The following is a 23,366-nucleotide window of genomic DNA, read 5'->3' on the forward strand; positions in this document are numbered from 1 at the left end:
CAACCGGTGGCCGAAAGTCGTCAGACCCTGTGGACAACTCCACACCTGTGGAAAACCCGCACGGCGGAACACCGCTCTCAACAGCCCTTGTCCTGCCGCACCAGCAGCCCTGTCCTGCCGCCTCAGCAGCCCTCCGCCCGCTCCCCGTCCGGCAGATACTTCTTCGCCCATCCCCCGAGCTCCGTGAGCGCAGGCTCCAGCGCGGCCCCCGCCTCCGTCAGCCGGTACACGACCCGAAGCGGCGGCCCCTCGTACACCTCGCGCACCACGAGCCCCGCGGCCGCCAGCTCGGTGAGCCGGTCGGAGAGCATGCGCTCGCTAATGCCGGGGACAGCGCGGCGCAGGGCGACGAAGTACGCGGGCCCGGCGGTCAGGACGGACACGATCGGGCCGGTCCAGCGCTTTCCGAGCAGCTGGAAGACGCGGCTGATGCCCTCGTCGACCCGCTTGCACGCCGCTACGTCGTGGCCCTGCTCACCCACCGCCATGCCTTCAGGGTACTGCCCTGCCGTATGGGGATGAAAAAAAGTAAGTGACTGTGCTATCCATAGTCGAGTACGAATTCTCAGCCCCTCGCTCGGGGTGCCCGTCCTCTCCTGGAGACCTCATGGCCACGCTCCTGCACATCGACTCCTCGGTCTTCCCGACCGACGCCTCCTCCTCCCGCGCCGTCACCGACGCCTTCCGGCGCACCTGGCAGGAACAGCACCCCGAGGGCACGGTGATCCACCGCGACCTCGCCACGAACCCGGTGGCGCACATCACCGCCCACGCCCACACCGCCGGCTTCTCCGATCCGGCCACGCACAGCCCCGAGCAGGCCGCCGCCTACGCGCAGCGGCTGAAGCTGATCGAGGAGCTGGAGCGCGCGGACGCCGTGCTGATCGGCGCCCCGATGTACAACCTGGCGATCCCGTCGACGCTGAAGGCCTGGTTGGACAATGTGGTCCTGATGGGCCGTACGGCGGGCAACGCCCAGTCGGTCAAGGGCACCCCGGTTACCGTGGTCGCCAGCCGGGGCGGCGCGTACGGACCGGGCACGCCGCGTGAGGGCTACGAGTACGTGCAGAACTACCTGTCGGCGATCCTCACCGACTTCCTCGGCGCCGACCTCGAATTCATCGTCCCGGAACTGACCATGGCCCCGGTCAACCCGGACATGGCCGACCTGGTCCCCCTCTTCGAGGCCTCCCGCGAACGCGCCCTCGACGAGGCCGCCACGAAGGCGAAGCAGCTGGCGCAGCGGCTCGTGGCGTAGCCCAGGCCGGCGCACCGGGCGTAACTCGGGTCTGGTCCGGCGCAGCCAGAACTCGAGACGTACGTCCCTACGCTCGCGTGCTGGCGAGTCGAAGCCGGCCACTCCACCTCACCGGCCGTCTTCGACTCCCCGCACCGACACACCGTTCGAGGCCGCCGGCGGATCCCCCGCCCCGTGCTGCCCCACCGACGGCAGACACAGCGCCACGACCAGCCCGACCACCGCGAGCACAGTGACCCGCGCCAAGTACGCGCCACGCTCCACCACTCCCGAGGGAAGCACGCCCCACCCCTCACCCATGCGCCGCCGCTCACCCACGCCCGGCACCCACCAACCGCTCGTCCTCCACCAACCGCTCCACTCGCCGCTCATCCCCGATGCGCCGCTCGCTCTTCACGGGCCCCTCGCCCTTCACCGACCGCTCACCCCGCACCAACCGCCCTACCGACACGACTCGCCCCACCGGCACCACCCGCACCACCCGCACCACCCGCCGAGCAACCGTCACCAGCTCCGCACGCCGGAACCACACCGCCAGGACCAGCGGATAGACCAGGTACCCGAATCGCGTCGCCGGTATCAGGCACATCGCAAGCCCCAACCCGATCGCCAGCCGGTCCGCCGCCGCGACGACGGTCCGGGGCGGACGTACCGCCAACGACACCGCCACGCCGACCGCGGCTGCCGCGAGGGCGGCCATGGCGAGGGTGGAGCCGCCGGGGACGTACGTGGCCAGCAGGTAGCCGGGTAGCGGGCTGGTCGCAGGCGAGCGCACCCCGCCCTCGCCGAGCGGGAAGAGCACCACGTGCTCGACGAAGGCGCGCGGGTCCGCCAGGGCCACCGGCACCACGGCCAGCACGGCCACCAGCACGGCGACGATCCCGGCCCGAACGGCCGCCCGCCGCCCCGCCGTCATCGCGAGCAGCACCAGCCCCACCGGCAGCAGCGGCCAGGCGGTCCACTTCAACGCGGCCGCGGCCCCCATCGCGAGCCCGGCCGCGGTACCGGACCCGCCCCGGCCCGCCAGCGCCAGCCCCAGGCACATCAGTCCGATCACCGGAAGATCCACCCCGCCGACGGCCAGCGGCAACGCGACGGCCGGGAAGGCCGCGAGCAACAGCACGGCGTTCGCACTCGACGCCCCGTCTGCCGTACCCACGCCCAGAACCCCGCCTACCCACCCCGCCCCCGAAGCCCCGCCCCACCAAAGGGAGTTACGGCCCGTCCCCCGCCCCGCGACCGCCGTGCACGCCAGGAACGCCACGCAGAACCACACCCGGGCGTCCGCAAGCGGCGTGCCGCCGAACAGCGCGTGGGGTATCCCGAAGAGCGCCATGCCGGGCAGGTAGGGGTTGTAGTCGTCGACGTCGGACGGGTGCGGCAGGTAGGGGCTCCCGGAGTCCAGCAGCAGACGGCCGGAGTGCTCGACGACGTGCACCTCCGACTGCCCGGCACCCACCGCGACCATCAGCGCCAGCGGGACCACGACCGAGCCGAGCAGCGCGGCGACCGCACTGCTCCGGCTCCAGGGGCGCGGCGAGCGACGGGCGAGCTCCGCCGCGGCGGCGTACCCGACGGCCGCGCAAGCCCCCCAGATCCGGTGCGGGGTGAGCGACGTGACCACGGCCAGCGCCAGCGCGAAGCCCGCGCACCCGAGCCAGAACAGCACGTCGTGGCGCACGCGAGGGACCTTGCGGGACGACTCGCGGGCTGCCTGGGAAGGTTCCTGTCGTGCGGGGGCGAGGACCGAGCCGCCGGGGCGGACTCCGGCGAAGAAGGTGACTGACTCGGGTGGCATCGGTGGGCTCCTGGGGAAGGGGAGCTCCAATCTCGCGCCGGAGCGACATCGGCCACCTCGGCCGAACGGCCACCCTTCACAGCCCCCGAAACCAGCGGCTCAGCCGAAAGGCTGACCAACACCGGGGACCACCGGGGACCACCGGGGACCACCGGGAACCACCGGGGACCACCGGGGACCACCGGGGACCACCCACAAACACAGCGAAGACAGAACCGGTTGACCGACCACCGACACACCACGGGCACAATCACCGCATGCATCTGATCTCCGTCGTCCTCGTCGCCCTCATGGCGCTGCTGCACGTCTACATCCTGGTCCTGGAGATGTTCCTGTGGCAGCGCGGCCCGGGCCGCGGCTTCTCCGGCTTCGACGCCGACCTGGCCCGCTCCACCGCGACGATGGCGGCCAACCAGGGTCTCTACAACGGCTTCCTGGCCGCGGGCCTGATCTGGGGCCTGATCGCCGACGACCCGACCGGTTACCGGGTCCAGATCTTCTTCCTGTCCTGCATCGTCGTCGCGGGCGTCTACGGCGCGGCCACCGCCAACCGCCGCATCCTCTTCGCCCAGGCCCTGCCCGCCGCCGTGACCCTCGCCACGGTCATCGCGGCCGGCTGAACCCGGGCCGTGGCCTGAGAGCTTCATCACAGGTCACGGCCGCCGAGGACGCCGTACCGACCACATGTGTCGAACACAACAGAAGAGGCGGCATCGTCTACGATGCCGCCTCTTCGAGGGTGGGAACCGACGGAATGCGCTGGTCAGGGGGTATGCGCCCCTGCGAGAAGATCGTTTCCCGCGCTGTGCCGTCGGTTTTCCCGCGGCCCAGGCCAGAGGCTGGTTCAAGGATTCAGAGGTGGCGTGGGATCCGCGAGGGGCCGGGTGCGCAGAGTGTCCCGGCCCGACCCCCGAGCGGCGGGACGGCCGTCCACTCCGGCAGCAGCACCACGGCCCCGGCCAGGGGCTCAGGGCCCTGGCCCTACTGCCGGACCAGCACATCTGCGTGGACCGGGCGGACCAGATCGCCCCCGATATGCCTGAGGCGCTGAGCCGGCTCGACCCGTACTGGCCGCTGCCGCTCATCTCCGGGCCCTCGGCGACCAGCGACAGCACTCGACCGTGTCGAGGACGTGCACGGGCCACGGAGCCTGGAAGACGGAGCCGCCGGCCGTCGGGATCGTTTGCTTTCGGTGACGAGAGCTCCGTACGGGGTCCGTCGTGACGACGTCCGATGGGGCCGCCATGGTTCTGCTTCTCCTGGTTGCCAGGTGTTCGCTCGGCAATGAGAGCGCCGAGGCGGGAACGAGCCCGGCAACCCGGGAGTTGTCAACCATCCCCCCTCTCATCAGGGAAAACAGACTCGGCGCCGCTGGTACGAACAACTTCTCCGGCGGACGTCACAGTCGGAAAGGGTTCTCGCCCGAGGGGGACGAAAAGTACCTTGTGCTGCTGATCAGCTTTTTCCTCTCGTGTGCGAAAGAGGCTTCGCGATGGGCCGTCCCGAACTACCGGTAGACCCGGCGGCCGGTCCCGTGCAGCGACTCGCCCACGATCTTCGGGAGCTGCGCCGTTCGGCGGGTGGCGTGTCGTACCGGGCCATGGCGAAGAAGGCCGGCTTCTCGGTGACGACCCTGGCGAAGGCGGCGAGCGGCGAGCGACTGCCGTCGTTGGCCGTGCTCCAGGCGTACGTCCAGGCATGCGGCGCCGACCCCGTTCCGTGGGAGGCACGGTGGGCGGAGGCCGAGGCGCTGGCCGGGGAGGAGAGGCAGGAGGATGCCGACGCCGCACCGCCCTACCGTGGCCTCGCGCGTTTCGAGCCGGACGACCGTGAGCTGTTCTTCGGCCGGGACCGGCTGATCGACGAGCTGAGCGAGCTGGCGTGCGGGTCCCCGTTCGCCGTGGTGTTCGGGGCGTCCGGCAGCGGCAAGTCCTCCCTGCTGCGGGCCGGTCTGATTCCCCTGCTGCGGGAGAAGATCGCGCAGCAGGGGCGTAAGGCGGTGCTTCGGATCCTCACTCCGGGAGAGCGGCCCGCCGCCACCTACGGACATCTGCTGACGCCGACGGCCGACGATCCGGAGAGCTGGGTGGTGGTGGACCAGTTCGAGGAGGTCTTCACCCTCTGCCGCGAACGAGCCGAGCGGGACCGCTTCCTCGACCTTCTGCTCACCGCGCGCGACCCGGGAAGCCGACTGCGCGTGCTCATAGCCGTACGGTCCGACTTCTATGCGCGGTGCGCCGAGCACCCGCGACTGGCGGAGGCGCTGCACGGAAGCGGGCTCCTGGTCAGGGCCATGACCGCCGACGAGCTGCGCGAGGCGGTGATCGGTCCCGCGCAGGCGGCCGGGCTCATCGTGGAGCGGACCCTGACCGCGCGGATCGTCGAAGACGTGCTGGACGAGCCCGGCGGACTGCCGATGCTTTCCCATGCCCTGTTGGAGACCTGGCGGCGGCGCAAGGGACGGATGCTGATCCTGGACGCGTACGAAGCGGCCGGAGGGGTACGCGGCGCGATCGCGGCCAGCGCCGAGGAGGCGTACGCGGAACTCTCACCGGCACAGGCGCACGCCGCCCGGCACCTGCTCCTGCGGATGGTCGAGCCCGGCCAGGGCAACGCCGACACGCGCCGCCCGCTCAGCTGGGAGGAGATGGCCGGGTGGGAGGACCCCGAAGTGCGAGCGATCGTCGGGCGGCTGGTCCGTGCCCGGCTGCTGACCACCGACGACGACGGAGTTCAGCTCGCCCACGAGGCGCTCATCACGTGCTGGCCGCGGCTGCGCGAGTGGATCGACGCGGACCGGGAGCGGCTGCGCCACCACCGGCAGCTGACCGACGCCGCCCGCACCTGGCTGGAGCACGACCGCGACCCGGGCACGCTCTACCGGGGCACCCGCCTGGCGCGGGCCGAGGAACTGTTCGCGGGCGACGACTGCGGCTACGACGGCCTGACGTCCGAGGAGACGGCCTTCCTGGTCACCGCGGCGGAGCAACGGTCGACGGAGGAGCGGGCCGCCACCCGGGCCCGGCGCCGAAGCCGCACGCTCACGGCCTCGCTCTGCGCCGTGCTGGCGGTGGCCCTGGTCGTCGGCCTGACCGCCGTACGACTGCGTCAGGACAGCGAGAAGCAGACCACCGACACGGCGGCCCGCCGGGTGGCCGCGGTCGCCGACGCACTGCGCACCACCGACCCGCGCACCGCGATGCTGCTCGGCGTCGCCGCATGGCGCATCTCTGAGCTGCCGGAGTCCCGCCGAGCCCTGTTGGGCGCGCTGGCCCAGCGCGAACTGGACAACTTCACCGACCCGGCGCCCGGTGACGAACCGAACCGGTTCCTCGACAGCTCCGGGCGCACTCTGCTCAGCATCGGCGACAACACCTGGCGGACGTGGGATGTGGGCACCCACCGCCGTATCGCCTCGGGGCCGGTACCGCACGGGGCGATACTCGGCGCGGGTCCGGGCGGCCGGGTGCTCGTCATCCGGACCGCCCAGCAGACCCAGCGGCTGTGGGACACCCGAACGAGGCGCTGGATCGGGGACCCCCTGCCGTTCAGGGACACCGTGAGCTTCGGCGCGAGTGGCCGCAATTACCTGGTGAGGAGCCCGGACGACAACCGGGCTGGGCTGTACTCCGTCGCCGACGGCCATCTGACCTTCCGGACCCCGTCGACCGGCGAGGACGTCGCCGACGCAGCGGCCGACGACGGGCTGCTGGCCGTCTGCCCGCGCGGCCGGGCCCCGCAGGTCTGGGACACCTCCGCGCGCACCGTCCGGCCCGGGGCCTGGACGAGCGCTCGCGGCCTCTGTGGTGGTGACCGCACCCTCCTCCGCCTCACCGGCGGCCGGCTCCTCGCTCTCGCCGGGGACCGGGTGCGTGTATGGGACCCCGCGTCGGGACGAAAGCTCGCCGACGTCGTCCACCCGGGTGTCGTTACCGCTGCCGTGAGCGCGGACGGCTCGTTTCTGGCGACCGGCGGCGGCCAGGAGATCAGAGTGTGGCGTATGCCCAACCGCGGCGCCCCCGTTTTCCGGCACTCCTTGGACAACGAGTCGCTCTCCGGTCTCGCCTGGGACTCCTCGCGGCCGCTGCTGCGGTACCTCGAAGGGGGCACGGTCCACACCCTCGACCTCACCACGACGCTCACCCGCGCCTGGCGCAAGAGTCCGCTCGCCGGGGTCCGGCTCAGCCCCGACGGCAGGACGCTCGCCACCGCCGAACGTATCGGTGAACGCTACGTCGTCCAGCTGCGGAACACGCGCGACGGCCGTCTGCTGCGCACCCTGCCGACCCCGTCACTTCCCGCCTTCCGCACCGGCACAGCGACGGTCCCCGCAGAGGCCACCGAGCCTTTGCTGTCCTTCAGCCCCGACGGCGGCACGTTCGCGTACGGAGTCTCCGCCCCTCTCAGGGACACGACGCCTCAGCGTCTGACGGTGTGGGACGTGGCCGCCGGACACGTGAAGACCACTGTGGACGTGGCGACGGCGTCCGCAACACCTACGGACGCGATCGCCCTGGGACCGGGCGGTCGTTCGCTCCTCACCGCACATTCGACCGAAGGCGGCTTCGTCAACGAGATATGGGACACCACGCGGCAGCGGAGGACGGCGCTCCTCCCCGGCCCGGGCGGCGATCATCTGGCCGTCAGCCGGGACGGCGGGCTCCTCGTGACCGACAACCGCGTCGTCCGAGCGGGCCGGTCCCACACCCATGACCTCGTCCAGCACGACGGCATCGGAGCCATCGCCTTCGCTCCCGACGGCTCCGGCCTCGCGGCGGGCGACTGGACAGGGCGGGTGGCCATCTGGGACGGCGACCTCCGGCACCGGGCGGGCATCCTGAGGAACGTCTTTCTGGCGCCCGTCGATCCGTCCTCCGACTCAGCCGAGACCGTCACGGCTCTCGCCTTCAGCCCGGACGGCAGCACGCTCGCCGTGGGCGGAAACGCGGGGACCGTCCAACTCTGGGACATCGCAACCCAGCAACCTCTCGGTCCTTCTCTGCCCACCCCGGGTGGAAGCATCGACACGCTCGCCTTCAGCCCGGACAGCACCATGCTGTACGCGGGCGGCGAGCACGTCCCGCTCCAGCGGTACGTGGTGGATCCGGACCGAGCGGTGTCCCTTGTCTGCGCCCGTGCCGGGAAGTCCGAGCTGACTCGTGCGCAGTGGCGCACCTACGTTCCGGACCGGCCGTACAGACGGGTCTGTCCCTGACCGTCTCTGTGGATCACGAAAGTGGCCGGGCCAATTGATGCTTCCACTGAGCGTGGTGGTGGCGCTGGCGGCCCTGGCCCGCACCCGCCGTTCCCTGCCGACAGCCGCGGTGCTCGCCCTGGCACTCCTCGGGCACTGGGGCATCCAGGCCGGGCTCGTCTACAAGCATGCGGGCAACCATCAGCAGGCCCGCGGAGACTGGGTCCGGATCGCCTCCGTGCTGCGCGAGCACGGGGTGCACCCGCCGTGTGTCCTCGCGGGGAACACATCGACGATTCCCATCGCCCACACCGCGGGCTGCACTGTCTCGGAGACGGATCCCCCGGCGCCCCCAGCGCGCTGGTCCTTCGCGAGCGGAAGGCACCGCACTGGGCGCGCGACTGGCAACGTTTTCCAGTGCCGGACACCTACAACCCCGGATGGACCGTCGTCGTGCGTCCATGACGGCCGACTGCGCGCCTCAGGGCCGGCAGGGCGATACGGCCCCCGAGGTCCACTGCGGCGCCGGCGGCTCCCGAGTCGCCACAAGGCGAGCCGGCATCGAGTTGGACAAAGACCCAGGGGATGGCCGCTTCCGCCGGTCGCTGACATCGCCTGCTGCACGAACGACTCCTGCAGCCTGTTTCACACTGCCGTGGCCTGGCCGTCGCCGCCATCACTCCGGGAAACGTGCGCGGGGCGATCGCGCGGGCGAGGGCTTCGGCCCCCGGCGCGAAGAGGCGGGCGGGGCGAGCAGGTTGCCGGGCAGCCGCCGTACGCCGGGGCTCCGCGACCCGTCGTTCCCGCGCACTGCCTTACGTCCGGACAAGCAATGTGGCATGCGATCCTCCGGAATTGTCTGCGGCGGCAAAAGGGGCCTGCCAAACAACCTCCCGGCTGTGAACGTCGGTCGTGACATCGCTGCACGTCGAACAACCGGAGCACACCATGCCCACCAGCGTCCTGATCGCGGTCGCCTTGTCCGTCCTTCTCGGGATCCTGGTGTTCTTCACGGTGCCCAGGGACACCGAGACATCCGCCTCGACGGCGGCGGACCATGTGACGATCAACGCCGAGACCGTCGCCGGCAAAAAACACGTCGACTTCCCACAGGTCCGCTGGAACATCAACCGCGGCTCGGGCGCCTATCTGACAATGCTCGACCAGCTGCGTAACCTCGCCGAGACCTCGGCCAACGGCCGCGTCATGCCTGACTTCGACGCCGAGGTGAACGTCGCCATCACCGGCAACACGGAGAGCCGGAGTTTCGCCGACATCGTGATCAGCAGCGGCAACCACACCCCCGCGGTGCATGCGATCGTACGGCTCAGCGACTTCTGCGTCGTGCGGTTCTTCTCCAGCGACACCCCGCACAACTTCGCCCTGAACCTCGCCTCCGACGTCCCCAACCATGAGGACGCCGACGACAACTGGTTCCTCGGCAAGGAGGGCTACGACGCCCTCGCCCGCGTCGCGAACCAGTCGCTGACCGCCGTCAACCTGAACGAGTTCAGCCTTGAGAACAGCCTCAGGGACCTCGGCATCCGCGGCACCGACCGCACCGCCCAGGCGCGCGGCATGCTGCGCTACATCATCGCCATCACCGAGGCCTCCCGGTTCCGCCCCATCGCCAACCGCATCGCGAACGGCATGGACAACGGGTCCGACGTCTTCGTCACCGCACAGCAGGTCGGCCTGATACGTAACTAGGCTGGCATCAGCGATGTCTTCATCGGCCACACCAACCGCACCGACCTCTCCGCCAGCACCAGCGTCGCCAGCAACACCATCGCGGACGTCCGCGTCGCCGCGGACCTGCTCGCGGTCACATCGGACGCGTTGCGGTGCGGTTGGTACCAGCGGATGGAATCGGCGCCAGCGTGGCTCGTACTCAGTTGGCAGAAGTCCAGCCTGCTGACAGAGCTGGGGGAAGTCTCCCTGGGCGTGGACGCCACACCCGTCCGAACGTTCTTCCGCGGCCGCCGCACGAACGGGCCGGAGCTCGCCACGGACCCGGATGCCGGCTGGTACGTACGGGAAGGCGACCACAGGGACCCCGACGCGCCGGTCTCCGAGTCCATGCGCCCCTCCCAGGGCACGAAGAAGACCTCGCTCAAGAAGAAGTACCTCTTCGGCTACGACGCCCAGCTCATCGTGACCCGCGACGCCGAGCATGACGCCGTACTCCTCGACGACGGCACCCCCAACCCCGAAGTCCTCCCGGCCCTCGTCCTCGGCGTCTCACTCGACAAACCCGGTCACCGCCCCGCGTACAACGGCCTGAAGATCCTCAACGGACTCCGGGAACGTGGATACAAACCCGGCTACCTTGCAGGTGACCGCGCCTACAACAACTCCGAGCCCGACGAGTGGCAGCTACCCGTCCGGGCCATGGGCTACAAGCCCGTCTACGACTACCGCGCGGACCAGCTCGGCACGCAGGCCGGTACGCACGGCGCGATCCTCGTCGAAGGCCGCTGGTACTGCCCCTCCATGCCCGAGCCCCTCATCAAGGCCACGATCGACCTGCACGCCGATCGCATCGACCGGGAGACGTGGATCAAGCTGGTCGCCGCTCGCCGCGGCTACCGGATCATGCCGAAAGAGCACGCCGACGCCGACGGCTACCAGCGGGTGATGTGCCCCGCTGAGGCAAGCAAGGCCCAGTGCCCCATCAAGCCATACACGATGGGCCGCGGCATCCACCTGCCCCTCATCGACCCAGAGCCCAGCCCCACCGGACCGCTCAAAGTCTGCCGCCAGCACACGATCACCGTCAGCCCCGAAGCCGGCGCCAAGCAGTGGCAGGCCCTGGACTACGGCAGCCCGGAATGGCAGAAGGTCTACTTCCGGCTCCGCAACAGCGTCGAGGGCTACAACGGCTACGCCAAGAACCCCCTCGCCGAAGGCATCGAATCCGCAGGCTCACGCCGCATCCGCGGCATCGCGGCACAAACGATCCTGCTCGCCTTCCAGCTGGCCCACGCGAATCGCCGCAAGACCAAGAAATGGCTGGACACCCTGTCGCTCGGTGGCGAGCGGCCTCGACGGCGCACCCACCACCGCCGGCAGACAAAAGAACCGAAGGGCTGGACCCCGACCGGCCACCTGGCACCAGCGGCATAGATCACTCCGCCCCAGCACTCCAGCACGACTGAGACAGGCCCCACCCGTGAGATAGCTCACGCGCGGGGCCTGCCGTATGCCCTGATCAGGCTGTGTGATGCCTCACAACGATCATGGAACGAGAAACGGGCCCCTGCGGTGACTTCCGTCACCTGCAGAGACCCGTTTCGTCGGTTTCTCAGAGTGCGCGAGGGGGGAGTTGAACCCCCACGCCCTTGCGGGCACTGGAACCTGAATCCAGCGCGTCTGCCTATTCCGCCACCCGCGCATTGGGTGTGTCTTCGGGCCCTTCCCTTGCGGTTCGGCGCCTTTCGACATCCAGAACATTAGCACGGCGGCCAGGGTGGGTTCACATCCCTTATCCCTGGGCAGCCGCCCTGCGGCCGCCCACCAGCACAGTCGACGAACACCCCCGGACACCGGGCAACCCGCGGTGCCCTCCGCTCCGTATCAACGAGTACCTGTTCACGTATCAACCTCGTACCGGTACCGCCCATCTCCCCAGGAGCCGGTCGGGCTCCACAGTCAGGTGCGGGACACTGGTTTGCGGCCGCCTCTACGATCCATGGCAAGACTGTGTCCGTAAGGAGTTCGAAGGGGAGCTCCGAAGGGAACTTCGAGGGCGTCGACACCCGTCGACCGGGCCGACAGGGGGAACCAGCCGATTCACCGGCGCGTGGATACGATCAGTAAGCAGTACCAGGTAAGGCAGTGCCCGCCCGGCGGGACACAGGACGAAGGCAACGACGAAGGAGGTGCCTCATGGGAGTCCTGAAGAAGTTCGAGCAGCGTCTCGAAGGTCTGGTCAACGGCACCTTCGCCAAGGTGTTCAAGTCCGAGGTCCAGCCCGTGGAGATCGCGGGAGCGCTCCAGCGTGAGTGCGACAACAACGCCACGATCTGGAACCGCGACCGCACGGTCGTCCCCAACGACTTCATCGTGGAACTGAGCGCACCGGACCACGAGCGGCTGAGCCCCTACTCCGGCCAGCTCGGCGACGAGCTCGCCGGCATGGTCCGCGACTACGCCAAGCAGCAGCGCTACACCTTCATGGGCCCGATCAAGGTCAACCTGGAGAAGGCCGACGACCTCGACACCGGCCTGTACCGCGTGCGCAGTCGCACCCTCGCCGGCTCCACCGACCAGCAGGGCCCGCAGGGTCCCGCACCCGCCGCCCCGGCCGGGCGGCCCGGCGGCGCCCAGGGCGGCTACGGCTACCCGCCGGCCGCCGCACCCGCGAGCGCCCCGCCCATGCCGGCCGCGCCGCCCCCCGGCGGCCGCCCCGGCGGCTACGGCTACCCGCAGCCCGCGGGCGGCCAGCGTCCTCCCGCCGCACCCGCGGCCGGCGGCCGCACCCGCTACTGGATCGAGATCAACGGCACCCGCCATCAGATCTCCCGCGCGACGCTCGTGCTGGGCCGCAGCACCGAGGCCGACGTGCGGATCGACGACCCCGGCGTCTCCCGCCGGCACTGCGAGATCCGGACCGGAACGCCCTCGACGATCCAGGATCTCGGCTCCACCAACGGCATCGTGGTGGACGGGCAGCACACCACCCGCGCTACGCTCCGCGACGGCTCGCGGATCGTCGTGGGCAGCACCACCATCATTTACCGGCAAGCCGAAGGGTGAAGCGGGGGCAATGTCAGAGCTGACCCTGACGGTCATGCGGCTGGGTTTCCTGGCCGTCCTGTGGCTGTTCGTGATCGTGGCCGTACAGGTCATCCGCAGCGACCTGTTCGGCACGCGCGTCACCCAGCGCGGGTCCAGGCGAGAGGCCGGACGCCAGCAGCAGGCCGCCCGGCAGGCGGCCGCACCGCCGCCGCAGCGCGGCCAGCAGAGCGGCGGCCGGCAGCGCCGTAACGCCCCCACCAAGCTGGTCGTGTCCGAGGGCACGCTCACCGGCACCACCGTCGCGCTCCAGGGCCAGACCATCACTCTGGGCCGGGCGCACGACAGCACTATCGTGCTGGACGACGACTACGCCTCCAGCCGGCATGCCAGGATCTACCCGGACCGCGACGGCCAGTGGATCGTCGAGGACCTGGGTTCCACCAACGGCACGTATCTCGACCGAACGCGGCTGACGACCCCCACACCGATTCCGCTGGGCGCGCCGATCCGCATCGGCAAGACCGTCATCGAGCTGCGGAAGTAGTCCTACGTCATGAATGAGCGCGAGCGGAGCGAGCACGCAGCGGCGGCCCACACCACGGGCCCCGGCGCGCTCCCGACCGGAGGGTGGGCACCGTGCGGATGTACCCGGAGCCGACGGGCGAGGTGCGCATGAGTCTGTCACTGCGCTTCGCCGCCGGATCGCACAAAGGCATGATCCGCGAGGGCAACGAGGACTCCGGATACGCCGGACCCCGCCTGCTCGCCATCGCCGACGGCATGGGCGGCGCGGCCGCGGGCGAGGTCGCCTCCTCCGAGGCGATCTCCACCATCGTCGCCCTCGACGACGACATCCCCGGCTCCGACGTCCTCACCTCCCTCGGTACGGCCGTCCAGCGCGCCAACGACCAGCTGCGCTCGATGGTCGAGGAGGACCCCCAACTGGAGGGCATGGGCACCACGCTCACCGCCCTGCTGTGGACCGGCCAGCGCCTCGGCCTCGTCCACGTCGGCGACTCCCGCGCCTACCTGCTGCGCGACGGCGTCCTCACGCAGATCACCCAGGACCACACCTGGGTGCAGCGCCTCGTCGACGAGGGCCGCATCACCGAAGAGGAAGCCACCACCCACCCGCAGCGCTCCCTGCTGATGCGCGCGCTGGGCAGCGGCGACCACGTCGAGCCCGACCTCTCCATCCGCGAGGTCCGCGCGGGTGACCGGTACCTGATCTGCTCCGACGGCCTGTCCGGGGTGGTGTCCCACCAGACCCTGGAGGACACCCTCGCCAGCTACCAGGGCCCCCAGGAGACCGTCCAGGAGCTCATCCAGCTCGCGCTGCGCGGCGGCGGCCCCGACAACATCACCGTGATCATCGCCGACGTCCTCGACCTGGACACCGGCGACACCTTGGCCGGGCAGCTGTCCGACACCCCGGTCGTGGTCGGCGCGGTCGCCGAGAACCAGCAGCACCACCTGCACGACAACGGCATCATGCAGACCCCCGCCGGCCGCGCCTCCGGGCTCGGCCGCCAGGTGCCCGGACAGGGCGGCGGTGGCGGCGAGTTCGGCCCGCCCGGATCCGGCGACACCACCGGCTACATCCCCGCGGGCAGCTTCGGCGACTACACCGACGACGACTTCGTCAAACCCCGCACCGGCCGCAAGTGGCTGAAGAGATCCTTCTACATCGCCCTGGCGCTCGGTGTGATCGGCGGCGGTCTGTACGGCGGCTGGCGCTGGACGCAGACGCAGTACTACGTCGGCGCCAACGGCGACCACGTCGCCCTCTACCGCGGCATCAGCCAGGACCTGGCCTGGGTGTCCCTGTCGGAGGTGGAGAAGGACCACCCCGAGATCGAACTCAAGTACCTGCCGCCGGTCTGGCAGAAGTCGATCTCGGAGACCATCGCCGAGGGCGGTCTGAAGGACGCCCAGAAGAAGATCGACGAGCTCTCCGTGCAGGCCTCCGCGTGCAAGAAGCGGTCCGATCAGCAGGCCACCGAGAGCGAGAAGAACTCCGGGACCGGCGAGGGCGAGGCCGGAGGCACCACGGGAACCAGCCGTACCTCCCTTACGTCCAAGGCGACACCGACGCCGAATCCCTCGGCCTCCACCAAGACCCCGCCCCCGTCCTCCTCCACCTCCCCGACACCGACTGCGCCGCCAAGCCCCGGCCCCACACTCTCGGAGGAAGAGCAGAAGGTCGTCACGAACTGCGGTACGCAGTAGGCACGCCGTGAGAGGCCCCGTCACACCATGAGCAGTAGTACAAACTCGCCGACGCACCACACGTCCACGATCGGCGCGATCGGCGCGCCGAGCCGGCGCAACACCGAACTCGCGCTGCTGGTGTTCGCGGTGGTCATTCCGGTGTTCGCCTACGCCAACGTGGGCCTGGCGATCAACGACGAGGTCCCGGCCGGCCTCCTGAGCTACGGCATAGGCCTCGGCCTCCTCGCCGGCATCGGCCACCTCGCCGTACGGAAATTCGCCCCATACGCCGACCCGCTGCTGCTGCCGCTGGCCACGCTGCTGAACGGACTCGGGCTCGTCGCCATCTGGCGGCTGGACCAGTCGAAGCTGCTGCAACAGATCGGGCAGGCCGGCACGGCCGCACCGCGGCAGCTGATGTACACGGCCATGGGCATCGCCCTGTTCATCGTGGTGCTGATCTTCCTCAAGGACCACCGCGTCCTGCAGCGCTACACCTACATCTCCATGGTCGGCGCGCTGTTCCTCCTGCTGCTGCCGCTGGTGCCGGGCCTCGGCCAGAACATCTACGGCGCCAAGATCTGGATCTCGGTCGCCGGATTCTCCATCCAGCCCGGCGAGTTCGCGAAGATCGTCCTCGCGGTCTTCTTCGCCGGCTACCTGATGGTCAAGCGCGACGCCCTCGCCCTCGCCAGCCGCCGCTTCATGGGCCTGTACCTGCCGCGCGGCCGCGACCTCGGACCGATCCTCGTCGTCTGGGCGATGTCGATCCTGATCCTGGTCTTCGAAACCGACCTCGGTACGTCGCTGCTGTTCTTCGGAATGTTCGTCATCATGCTGTACGTCGCCACCGAGCGGACCAGCTGGATCGTCTTCGGTCTGCTGATGTCCGCGGTCGGCGCCGTCGGCGTGGCCTCCTTCGAGTCGCACATCCAGCAGCGCGTCGACGCCTGGCTCGACCCCCTGCGCGAGTACACACTGAGCCAGGCAGGCGTCGGCGGTCACTCCGAGCAGGCCATGCAGGCCCTGTGGGCCTTCGGCTCCGGAGGCACCCTCGGCACCGGCTGGGGCCAGGGCCACTCCGAGCTCATCAAGTTCGCCGCCAACTCCGACTTCATCCTCGCCACCTTCGGCGAGGAACTCGGCCTGGCCGGCGTCATGGCACTCCTGCTGATGTACGCCCTGATCGTCGAGCGCGGCGTACGCACCGCCCTCGCCGCCCGCGACCCCTTCGGCAAGATGCTCGCCGTCGGCCTCTCCGGCGCCTTCGCCCTCCAGGTCTTCGTCGTCGCAGGCGGCGTCATGGGCCTGATCCCGCTCACCGGTATGACGATGCCGTTCCTCGCGTACGGCGGATCCTCCGTCATCGCCAACTGGGCCCTCATCGGCATCCTGATGCGCATCAGCGACACCGCCCGCCGTCCGGCGCCCGCCCCCGCCCCCAGCCCCGACGCCGAGATGACCCAGGTGGTCCGACCGTGAACAAGCCACTGCGCCGGATCGCCATCTTCTGCGGCCTCCTGATCCTGACCCTGCTCATCCGGGACAACTGGCTGCAGTACGTCAAGGCCGACAGCCTCAAGGACGACCCCAAGAACCGCCGCGTCCTCATCGCCCGCTACGCCACACCCCGCGGCGACATCATCGTCGGCGGCAACCCGATCACCGGGCACACGGAGACCACCTCCGGCGACTTCAAGTTCAAGCGCACGTACAAGAACGGCGCGATGTGGGCGCCCGTCACCGGCTTCGTCTCGCAGGCCTACGGCGCCAACCAGCTGGAGTCCATCAACGACGGCATCCTCAGCGGCACCGACGACCGGCTCTTCTTCCGCAACACCCTCGACATGATCACGGGCAAGGACAAGGAGGGCGGCAACGTCGTCACCACCCTCAACGCCGCCGCCCAGAAGGCCGCCTACGACGGTCTGAAGAAGCAGGGCGGCAAGGGCGCCGTCGCCGCCATCGAGCCGTCCACCGGCAAGATCCTGGCGCTGGCGTCCTTCCCGTCGTACGACCCCTCCACGATCGCCGGCGGCAGCAAGTCCGACGAAAAGGCCTGGGCGAAGCTCCAGAAGAAGGTCAACCCGGACGACCCGATGCTCAACCGGGCCCTGCGCGAGGTCTACCCGCCCGGCTCGACCTTCAAGGTCGTCACCGCGGCCGCGGCGCTGGAGAACGGCCTCTACACGGAGGCGGACCAGAAGACCAAGACGCCCCTGCCGTGGACCATGCCGGGCACCACGACCGTGCTGAAGAACGAGGGGAACATCCCCTGCAAGAACGCGACTCTGCGCGTCGCCCTGCAGTTCTCCTGCAACACCGTCTTCGGCAAGGTCGGCTCCGACCTCGGCAACGAGAAGATGCTGGAGGAAGCCAAGAAGTTCGGCTTCACCGAGGAGCAGTTCACGCCGATCCGCACCAGCGCCTCGGTCTTCTCCGACGACATGAACCCCTCGCAGACCGCGCTGTCCTCCATCGGCCAGTTCAACACCGCCGCCACCCCGCTGCAGATGGCCATGGTCGCCTCGGCCGTCGCCAACGACGGCACGCTGATGAAGCCGTACATGGTCGACGAGGTCCAGACGCACAACCTCGACCCCCTCGAGAAGACCGACCCCGAGGAGCTGAGCAAGCCGCTGTCCGCGGAGAACGCGCAGATCCTGCAGTCGATGATGGAGACCGTCGTCGATGACGGCACCGGCAAGAACGCGCAGATCGAGGGCGTCAAGGTGGGCGGCAAGACCGGTACCGCCCAGCACGGCGTGGACAACAGCGAGAACCCCTACGCGTGGTTCATCTCCTACGCCAAGGCCGAGGACGGCAGCTCGCCGGTCGCCGTCGCCGTCGTCATCGAGGACGAGAAGGCGATCCGCGACGACATCTCCGGTGGCGGCCTCGCGGCCCCCATCGCCAAGAGCGTCATGGAGGCGGTCATCAACAGCAAGAAGTGACCCCGCTCACGTCCCCTTCACATCGGTGCACGTTGCGATACCGGTCCTGTATCGGGTTACGGGCTTGGCCAGGTCACACAAGATGAGCCGGGTACGGTATGCCCGGACGGCACACCGACGCACCCACAAGGGTGAGGTCGGGACCGACGGAGAGGGCTGGTAGGTAGCTTATGGAAGAGCCGCGTCGCCTCGGCGGCCGGTACGAACTGGGCCAGGTGCTCGGTCGTGGTGGCATGGCGGAGGTCTACCTCGCGCATGACACCCGCCTCGGCCGCACCGTGGCGGTGAAGACGCTGCGCGCTGACCTCGCGCGCGACCCGTCCTTCCAGGCCCGGTTCCGCCGGGAGGCCCAGTCGGCCGCCTCGCTCAACCATCCCGCGATCGTGGCGGTCTACGACACGGGCGAGGACTACATCGACAACGTGTCGATCCCGTACATCGTCATGGAGTACGTGGACGGCTCGACGCTCCGTGAGCTGCTCCACTCCGGCCGCAAGCTGCTGCCGGAGCGTTCCATGGAGATGACCATCGGCATCCTCCAGGCCCTGGAGTACTCCCACCGCAACGGCATCGTCCACCGCGACATCAAGCCGGCCAACGTCATGCTGACCCGCAACGGCCAGGTCAAGGTCATGGACTTCGGCATCGCCCGCGCGATGGGCGACTCCGGCATGACGATGACGCAGACCTCCGCGGTCATCGGCACCGCCCAGTACCTCTCGCCGGAGCAGGCGAAGGGCGAGCAGGTCGACAACCGGTCCGACCTGTACTCGACCGGCTGTCTGCTCTACGAGCTCCTGACCGTCCGCCCGCCGTTCGTGGGCGACTCCCCGGTGGCCGTCGCCTACCAGCACGTACGCGAAGAGGCGCAGGCCCCGTCGGTGTTCGACCCCGAGATCACGCCGGAGATGGACGCCATCGTCCTGAAGGCACTGGTCAAGGACCCGAACTACCGCTACCAGTCGGCCGACGAGATGCGCGCCGACATCGAGGCCTGCCTCGACGGCCAGCCCGTCGCCGCCACGGCCGCGATGGGCTCCGTGGGCTACGGCGGCTACCCCGACGACCAGCCGACCACGGCCCTGCGCGCCACGGACGGCGGCGCCACGTCGATGCTGCCGCCCATGAACCCGGACGACGGCGGCTACGGCTACGACGACCGCGTGGACCGGCGCCGCCAGAAGAAGTCCAACACCTCGACGATCCTGCTGGTCGTCGCCGCGGTGCTGGTCCTCGTCGGCGCGGTGCTGATCGGCAAATGGGTGTTCGACAGCGACGGCGTGGCCAATGACACGGTGCCGGTGCCGAACTTCAAGGGCCTGACGCTGAGCGAGGCCGAGAAACAGGCGACCAACAGCGACCTCACGCTGACCCCGACGAAGAAGCCCTGCGAAAACCAGAGCACAGGCAAGATCTGCTCGCAGGACCCGGAGTTCGGGAACAAGGTCAAAAAGGGCACCAGCATCAACGTCGTGGTGTCGACCGGGGCCCCGAAGGTCGACGTGCCGGACGTGGAGGGCCAGCAGTTCGACAAGGCCAAGGCCGACCTCGAGGACAAGGGCTTCGAGGTCGAGAAGAAGACCGAGGAGTCCGAGCGGACACCGGGCGTGGTCATCAACCAAGACCCCGAGGGGGGCACCGAGCAGGAGAAGGGCTCCACGATCACCCTCACCGTCGCCAGGGAGGCGGAGAAGTCCACCGTCCCGGACGTCCTCGGCAAGACCTGTGACGAGGCCACGGCCCAGATGACGGCGAACGACCTGGTCGGCAGCTGCACCGAGGTGGAGACCCAGGACCCGAACCAGGTCGGCAAGGTCATCTCGACCTCGCCCCAGGCCGGTACCGAGGTCAACAAGAACGACACGGTGACCATCCAGATCGGCAAGGCGGCCGAGCAGCAGCAGGTGGCGGTGCCGAGCGTGACCCAGCTGTCCCTGAAGGACGCCAAGAAGGCCATCGAGGACGCGGGTCTGACGGTGGGCAACATCCAGGGCTCCCAGGAGGACGACGCCATCGTCTTCACCCAGGACCCCCAGCCGGGCACCCAGGTCGCCCAGGGCACGGCGGTCAACCTGGTCGCCGTCGGCGGCGGCCAGAACGGCGACAACGGCGGCGGTGACAACGGCGGCCAGGTCTTCGGCGGAGTCACCGGAACAGCGGCCCGCACGGAGGACTGACACCGACCGCACGTGACTGAGCCCCGGTGCCCGGAACAGGGCATCGGGGCTCAGTCATGCTGCGAGGAGGTCGGTCAGCCCAGTTCCTTCGGCGGCGTCCGCTCCTCGTCCACCTTGTCCACCCGCTCCAACTCCCCCCACACGATGTACCGGTACCGGCTCGTGTACACCGGCGTGCAGGTCGTCAGCGTGATGTAGTGCCCCGCCTTCGTCTTGCCCGACTCCTTCGGGATGCCGGAGAGGACCTTGACGTTGTACTTCGAGGTCTCGGGAAGGACGGCGTAGACCTTGTAGACGTACCACTTGTCCTTCGTCTCGAAGACGATCGGGTCGCCCTTCTTGATCTTGTGGATGTTGTGGAACTCGGCGCCGTGCCCGTCCCGGTGGGCGGCGACGGAGAAGTTGCCCTTCTTGCCCGACGTCGGCAGGGTCGCCTTGACCGGGTCGGTGTAGTAGCCGGCGACGCCGTCGTTGAGGATCTTCGACGTCGTGCCCTTCTCGACCAGGATGTCGTCACCGCTCATCGCGGGCACGTGCAGGAAGCCAATGCCGTTCTTGGAGTCGAACTCGGCGGGACGGCCGGAATCCTCGTCCTGGTTGGCCCAGATGTCGCGGACCTTGTCGGCCTGTTTGCTCGCCGCCCGGTCGGCGACGACGTTCGTCCACCACAGGGAGTAGACGACGAACAGGCCGAGCACCAGGCCCGCCGTGATGAGGAGTTCGCCGAAGACGCTGACCGCCATCGCGATACGGCCCATGCGGCGGCGTGGCCTGCGCGGGGACCCGGGCGCGGCGGTGCGCTCAGCGTGCTCGGTGTCGTCGGTGGTCGCTGCCACGTTCATCTGCCCTTAACTGACGAGTGCGTCCGGCTTGCCCTTGCTGCGCGGCCGTTCCTCGACCATCTTGCCCCAGACGATCAACCGGTACTTGCTGGTGAACTCCGGCGTGCACGTGGTGAGTGTGATGTAGCGGCCCTGCTTGGTGAAACCCGCGTCCCGCGGAACCGGGTCCAGCACGCTCACGTTGCTCGGCGACGTCACCGGCAGGATCGACGCCATCTTGTACACGTAGTACTTGTCCTGCGTCTCGACGACGATCGCGTCGCCCTGGGCGAGCCGGTTGATGTAGCGGAACGGTTCACCGTGGGTGTTGCGATGGCCGGCCAGACCGAAGTTGCCCGACTTGTCCGCCGGCATCGCCGTCTTCAGCTTGCCCTCGCCGTAGTGACCGACCATGCCCCGGTCGAGCACCTGCTTGTTGCTGACGCCCTCGGCGATCGGGACGACGACGTCCAGCTTCGGGATGTGCAGGATGGCGAAGCCCTGCCCGGGCTCGAAGCTTCCCGGGGCCCGTTTGCCGCTCGCCCAGTCGTCCTGGAGGCTGCTCGCCTCCTTGTCCGCCTGCGCGTGCGCCCGGACGTTCGTCCACCACAGCTGGTAGCTGACGAACAGCAGCATCAGCACACCGGTGGTGATGAACACCTCACCGATCGCCCGACTGGCGAGCACCCCCGGACTTGGCCTGCGCGCCCGCGCCTGTCTGCGCGCCTCCACACGGGAGAGAGGGGCTTGCGAGGCCTCGGAACCGCTCTCCGCGGCCTCCGACACCTGCCGTGAGCCTCCATGACGCCCATGACGCCGCTTGGCGGCCTTTCTGCGGGCCGCACGGCCACCCGTTGGGGTTCCGGTGGCCGACGCGGCAGAAGGGGCGGCAGAAGCCGATATGGACTCGCCTACGGGTGGATCCGCTATCCGCAGCGCTACGGTCTCGTCGTCCGGCGGCGGTATGTACGGCTCCGTGTACGGCTCTTCGGACGCGGCGGCACTCTCGACACCGAGGCCGCCAGCTCCGTAGTCCTCGCGGGCGTAGTCCTCGCGGGCGAAATCCTCGCCGCCCCGCCCGTCACCGCCCTGCCCGTCGGCGCCATAGCCCTCAGAGCCGTATCCCTCAGCGCCGTAGCGCTCGCTGCCGTATCCGCCGGCGCCCTGCCCCTCGGTGCCGTATCCGCCGGCGCCGTATCCCTCGGCACTCTGCCCCTGAGCGACCTGGTCCTCCCCGCCGTACCACTCCCCGAGCGCACCGGACCCCTCGTACGGCTGCTGCCCGTACGAGGTGCCCTGGTCGCCGGCGTCGCCGTAGGAGTCCGTGAAGGACTCCCCGTAGGCGGCGCCGGACTTGCGCTCGGGGCGCAGGGCGGTCACGCCGTGGCCCTGCCCACCACCGGGGCGAGCCCCGTCGACCTCGCCACCGCACCCTGGTCACCGCACTCCACCAGCCAGTTGGCGAGCATCTGATGACCATGCTCGGTCAGCACCGACTCGGGGTGGAACTGCACGCCCTCGACCGGGAGTTCACGGTGACGCAGGCCCATGATGATGCCGTCGTGCGTGCGCGCGGTCACCTCGAGCTCGGCCGGCACCGTCTGCGGCTCGGCGGCAAGGGAGTGGTAGCGCGTCGCCGTGAACGGCGTCGGCAGGCCCGCGAAGACGCCCTTGCCCTCATGCTCGACCAGCGAGGTCTTGCCGTGCAGCAGCTCCGGCGCACGGTCCACGACACCGCCGTACGCCACCTGCATCGACTGCATGCCGAGACAGACACCGAAGACCGGCACCCCGGTCGAGGCGCAGTGGCGCACCATCTCGATGCAGACCCCGGCCTCCTCCGGCGTACCCGGACCCGGCGACAGCAGGACGCCGTCGAAGCCGTCCTGGGCGTGCGCCGTCGACACCTCGTCGTTGCGCAGCACCTCGCACTCGGCGCCCAGCTGGTACAGGTACTGGACCAGGTTGAAGACGAAGCTGTCGTAGTTGTCCACGACCAGAATGCGCGCGCTCACTGGTTGTCCACCGTCACATCGTTGAAGGGCAGCAGCGGTTCGGCCCACGGGAAGACGTAGTTGAACAGGACGTAGACCACGGCCACGACCAGAACGAGCGAGAGCAGCGCCCTCACCCACATGTTCCCCGGCAGATGCCGCCAGATCCAGCCGTACATGCCGTCCCTTCCGTCGCACCACGGCACCAGACTCACGCCG

General features: G+C 69.5%; 18 protein-coding genes, 1 tRNA gene and 1 pseudogene. 12 read left to right on the forward strand and 8 right to left on the reverse strand.

The window, feature by feature from the left end:
• Positions 1 to 122: 122 nt before the first annotated feature.
• On the reverse strand, positions 123 to 488 hold the full coding sequence (locus ACIA8X_RS03445; protein ID WP_393454007.1) for a winged helix-turn-helix transcriptional regulator: 366 nt from the start codon (positions 486 to 488) through the stop codon (positions 123 to 125).
• A gap of 119 nt (positions 489 to 607) precedes the next feature.
• Here ACIA8X_RS03445 and ACIA8X_RS03450 point away from each other — a divergent pair, with 119 nt between their 5' ends.
• Complete coding sequence (locus tag ACIA8X_RS03450; RefSeq protein ID WP_393454004.1) at positions 608 to 1,258, forward strand: FMN-dependent NADH-azoreductase; 651 nt, start codon at positions 608 to 610, stop codon at positions 1,256 to 1,258.
• 108 nt (positions 1,259 to 1,366) lie between these two features.
• On the opposite strand, the gene ACIA8X_RS03455 is transcribed toward ACIA8X_RS03450, so the two are convergent.
• Positions 1,367 to 1,540 (reverse strand): hypothetical protein, encoded by a 174-nt coding sequence (locus tag ACIA8X_RS03455; RefSeq protein ID WP_393454001.1) that lies wholly within the window; start codon positions 1,538 to 1,540, stop codon positions 1,367 to 1,369.
• A gap of 28 nt (positions 1,541 to 1,568) precedes the next feature.
• Complete coding sequence (locus ACIA8X_RS03460; RefSeq protein WP_399457698.1) at positions 1,569 to 3,056, reverse strand: glycosyltransferase 87 family protein; 1,488 nt, start codon at positions 3,054 to 3,056, stop codon at positions 1,569 to 1,571.
• Positions 3,057 to 3,313: 257 nt separating this feature from the next.
• Here ACIA8X_RS03460 and ACIA8X_RS03465 point away from each other — a divergent pair, with 257 nt between their 5' ends.
• The 5 genes and pseudogenes from ACIA8X_RS03465 to ACIA8X_RS03485 all read left to right on the forward strand — a co-directional run bounded on the left by ACIA8X_RS03465 (position 3,314) and on the right by ACIA8X_RS03485 (position 11,376).
• Positions 3,314 to 3,676 carry a DUF1304 domain-containing protein gene (locus tag ACIA8X_RS03465; protein WP_393453995.1) on the forward strand — a complete coding sequence of 121 codons (363 nt, stop codon included), beginning with the start codon at positions 3,314 to 3,316 and terminating at the stop codon, positions 3,674 to 3,676.
• 331 nt (positions 3,677 to 4,007) lie between these two features.
• A pseudogene (locus tag ACIA8X_RS03470) lies at positions 4,008 to 4,212 on the forward strand (LUD domain-containing protein); the annotation flags it as partial.
• 336 nt (positions 4,213 to 4,548) lie between these two features.
• A complete protein-coding gene (locus ACIA8X_RS03475) occupies positions 4,549 to 8,271 on the forward strand; it encodes a helix-turn-helix domain-containing protein (protein WP_399457699.1) in 3,723 nt (1,240 codons plus the stop codon).
• Positions 8,272 to 9,198: 927 nt separating this feature from the next.
• A complete protein-coding gene (locus ACIA8X_RS03480) occupies positions 9,199 to 9,960 on the forward strand; it encodes a ribosome-inactivating family protein (protein WP_128434007.1) in 762 nt (253 codons plus the stop codon).
• Positions 9,961 to 10,113: 153 nt separating this feature from the next.
• Positions 10,114 to 11,376, forward strand: coding sequence for a hypothetical protein (locus tag ACIA8X_RS03485; RefSeq protein ID WP_399457700.1), 1,263 nt, complete (start codon positions 10,114 to 10,116; stop codon positions 11,374 to 11,376).
• Between the two features lie 184 nt (positions 11,377 to 11,560).
• Here the strand turns inward: ACIA8X_RS03485 and ACIA8X_RS03490 are convergent.
• A tRNA-Leu gene (locus ACIA8X_RS03490) sits at positions 11,561 to 11,644 on the reverse strand.
• A gap of 494 nt (positions 11,645 to 12,138) precedes the next feature.
• Here ACIA8X_RS03490 and ACIA8X_RS03495 point away from each other — a divergent pair.
• The 6 genes from ACIA8X_RS03495 (at position 12,139) to pknB (ending at position 20,332) form a co-directional block, all read left to right on the forward strand.
• A complete protein-coding gene (locus tag ACIA8X_RS03495) occupies positions 12,139 to 13,008 on the forward strand; it encodes an FhaA domain-containing protein (RefSeq protein ID WP_393453982.1) in 870 nt (289 codons plus the stop codon).
• 10 nt (positions 13,009 to 13,018) lie between these two features.
• On the forward strand, positions 13,019 to 13,534 hold the full coding sequence (locus ACIA8X_RS03500) for an FHA domain-containing protein (protein ID WP_393453979.1): 516 nt from the start codon (positions 13,019 to 13,021) through the stop codon (positions 13,532 to 13,534).
• Positions 13,535 to 13,632: 98 nt separating this feature from the next.
• Positions 13,633 to 15,219 carry a Stp1/IreP family PP2C-type Ser/Thr phosphatase gene (locus ACIA8X_RS03505; protein WP_393454748.1) on the forward strand — a complete coding sequence of 529 codons (1,587 nt, stop codon included), beginning with the start codon at positions 13,633 to 13,635 and terminating at the stop codon, positions 15,217 to 15,219.
• Positions 15,220 to 15,246: 27 nt separating this feature from the next.
• Positions 15,247 to 16,683, forward strand: coding sequence for an FtsW/RodA/SpoVE family cell cycle protein (locus tag ACIA8X_RS03510; protein WP_399457701.1), 1,437 nt, complete (start codon positions 15,247 to 15,249; stop codon positions 16,681 to 16,683).
• Entirely contained in the window at positions 16,680 to 18,155 is a 1,476-nt protein-coding gene (locus ACIA8X_RS03515) for a peptidoglycan D,D-transpeptidase FtsI family protein (protein ID WP_399457702.1), read from the forward strand. The genes ACIA8X_RS03510 and ACIA8X_RS03515 overlap by 4 nt, the downstream gene beginning before the upstream one ends.
• A gap of 170 nt (positions 18,156 to 18,325) precedes the next feature.
• Positions 18,326 to 20,332, forward strand: a complete 2,007-nt coding sequence (pknB, locus tag ACIA8X_RS03520) for a Stk1 family PASTA domain-containing Ser/Thr kinase (protein ID WP_399457703.1) — start codon at positions 18,326 to 18,328, stop codon at positions 20,330 to 20,332.
• Between the two features lie 74 nt (positions 20,333 to 20,406).
• Here the strand turns inward: pknB and ACIA8X_RS03525 are convergent, their stop codons facing one another.
• Genes ACIA8X_RS03525 through ACIA8X_RS03540 form a run of 4 tightly spaced genes read right to left on the reverse strand, consistent with a single transcriptional unit; the run spans position 20,407 to position 23,362 of the window.
• Positions 20,407 to 21,174, reverse strand: coding sequence for a class E sortase (locus ACIA8X_RS03525; protein WP_393453967.1), 768 nt, complete (start codon positions 21,172 to 21,174; stop codon positions 20,407 to 20,409).
• A gap of 6 nt (positions 21,175 to 21,180) precedes the next feature.
• Entirely contained in the window at positions 21,181 to 22,533 is a 1,353-nt protein-coding gene (locus tag ACIA8X_RS03530) for a class E sortase (RefSeq protein WP_399457704.1), read from the reverse strand.
• Complete coding sequence (locus tag ACIA8X_RS03535; RefSeq protein WP_393453961.1) at positions 22,530 to 23,168, reverse strand: aminodeoxychorismate/anthranilate synthase component II; 639 nt, start codon at positions 23,166 to 23,168, stop codon at positions 22,530 to 22,532. Before ACIA8X_RS03535 ends, ACIA8X_RS03530 begins: the two co-directional genes overlap by 4 nt.
• The gene (locus ACIA8X_RS03540; protein ID WP_399457773.1) at positions 23,165 to 23,362 is read right to left on the reverse strand and encodes a hypothetical protein; all 198 of its coding nucleotides are present in this window, start codon (positions 23,360 to 23,362) and stop codon (positions 23,165 to 23,167) included. The genes ACIA8X_RS03535 and ACIA8X_RS03540 overlap by 4 nt, the downstream gene beginning before the upstream one ends.
• Positions 23,363 to 23,366: the final 4 nt, after the last annotated feature.

Origin of the sequence: Streptomyces sp. NPDC051738, assembly GCF_044453205.1 — a bacterium.
Lineage (GTDB): Bacteria > Actinomycetota > Actinomycetes > Streptomycetales > Streptomycetaceae > Streptomyces.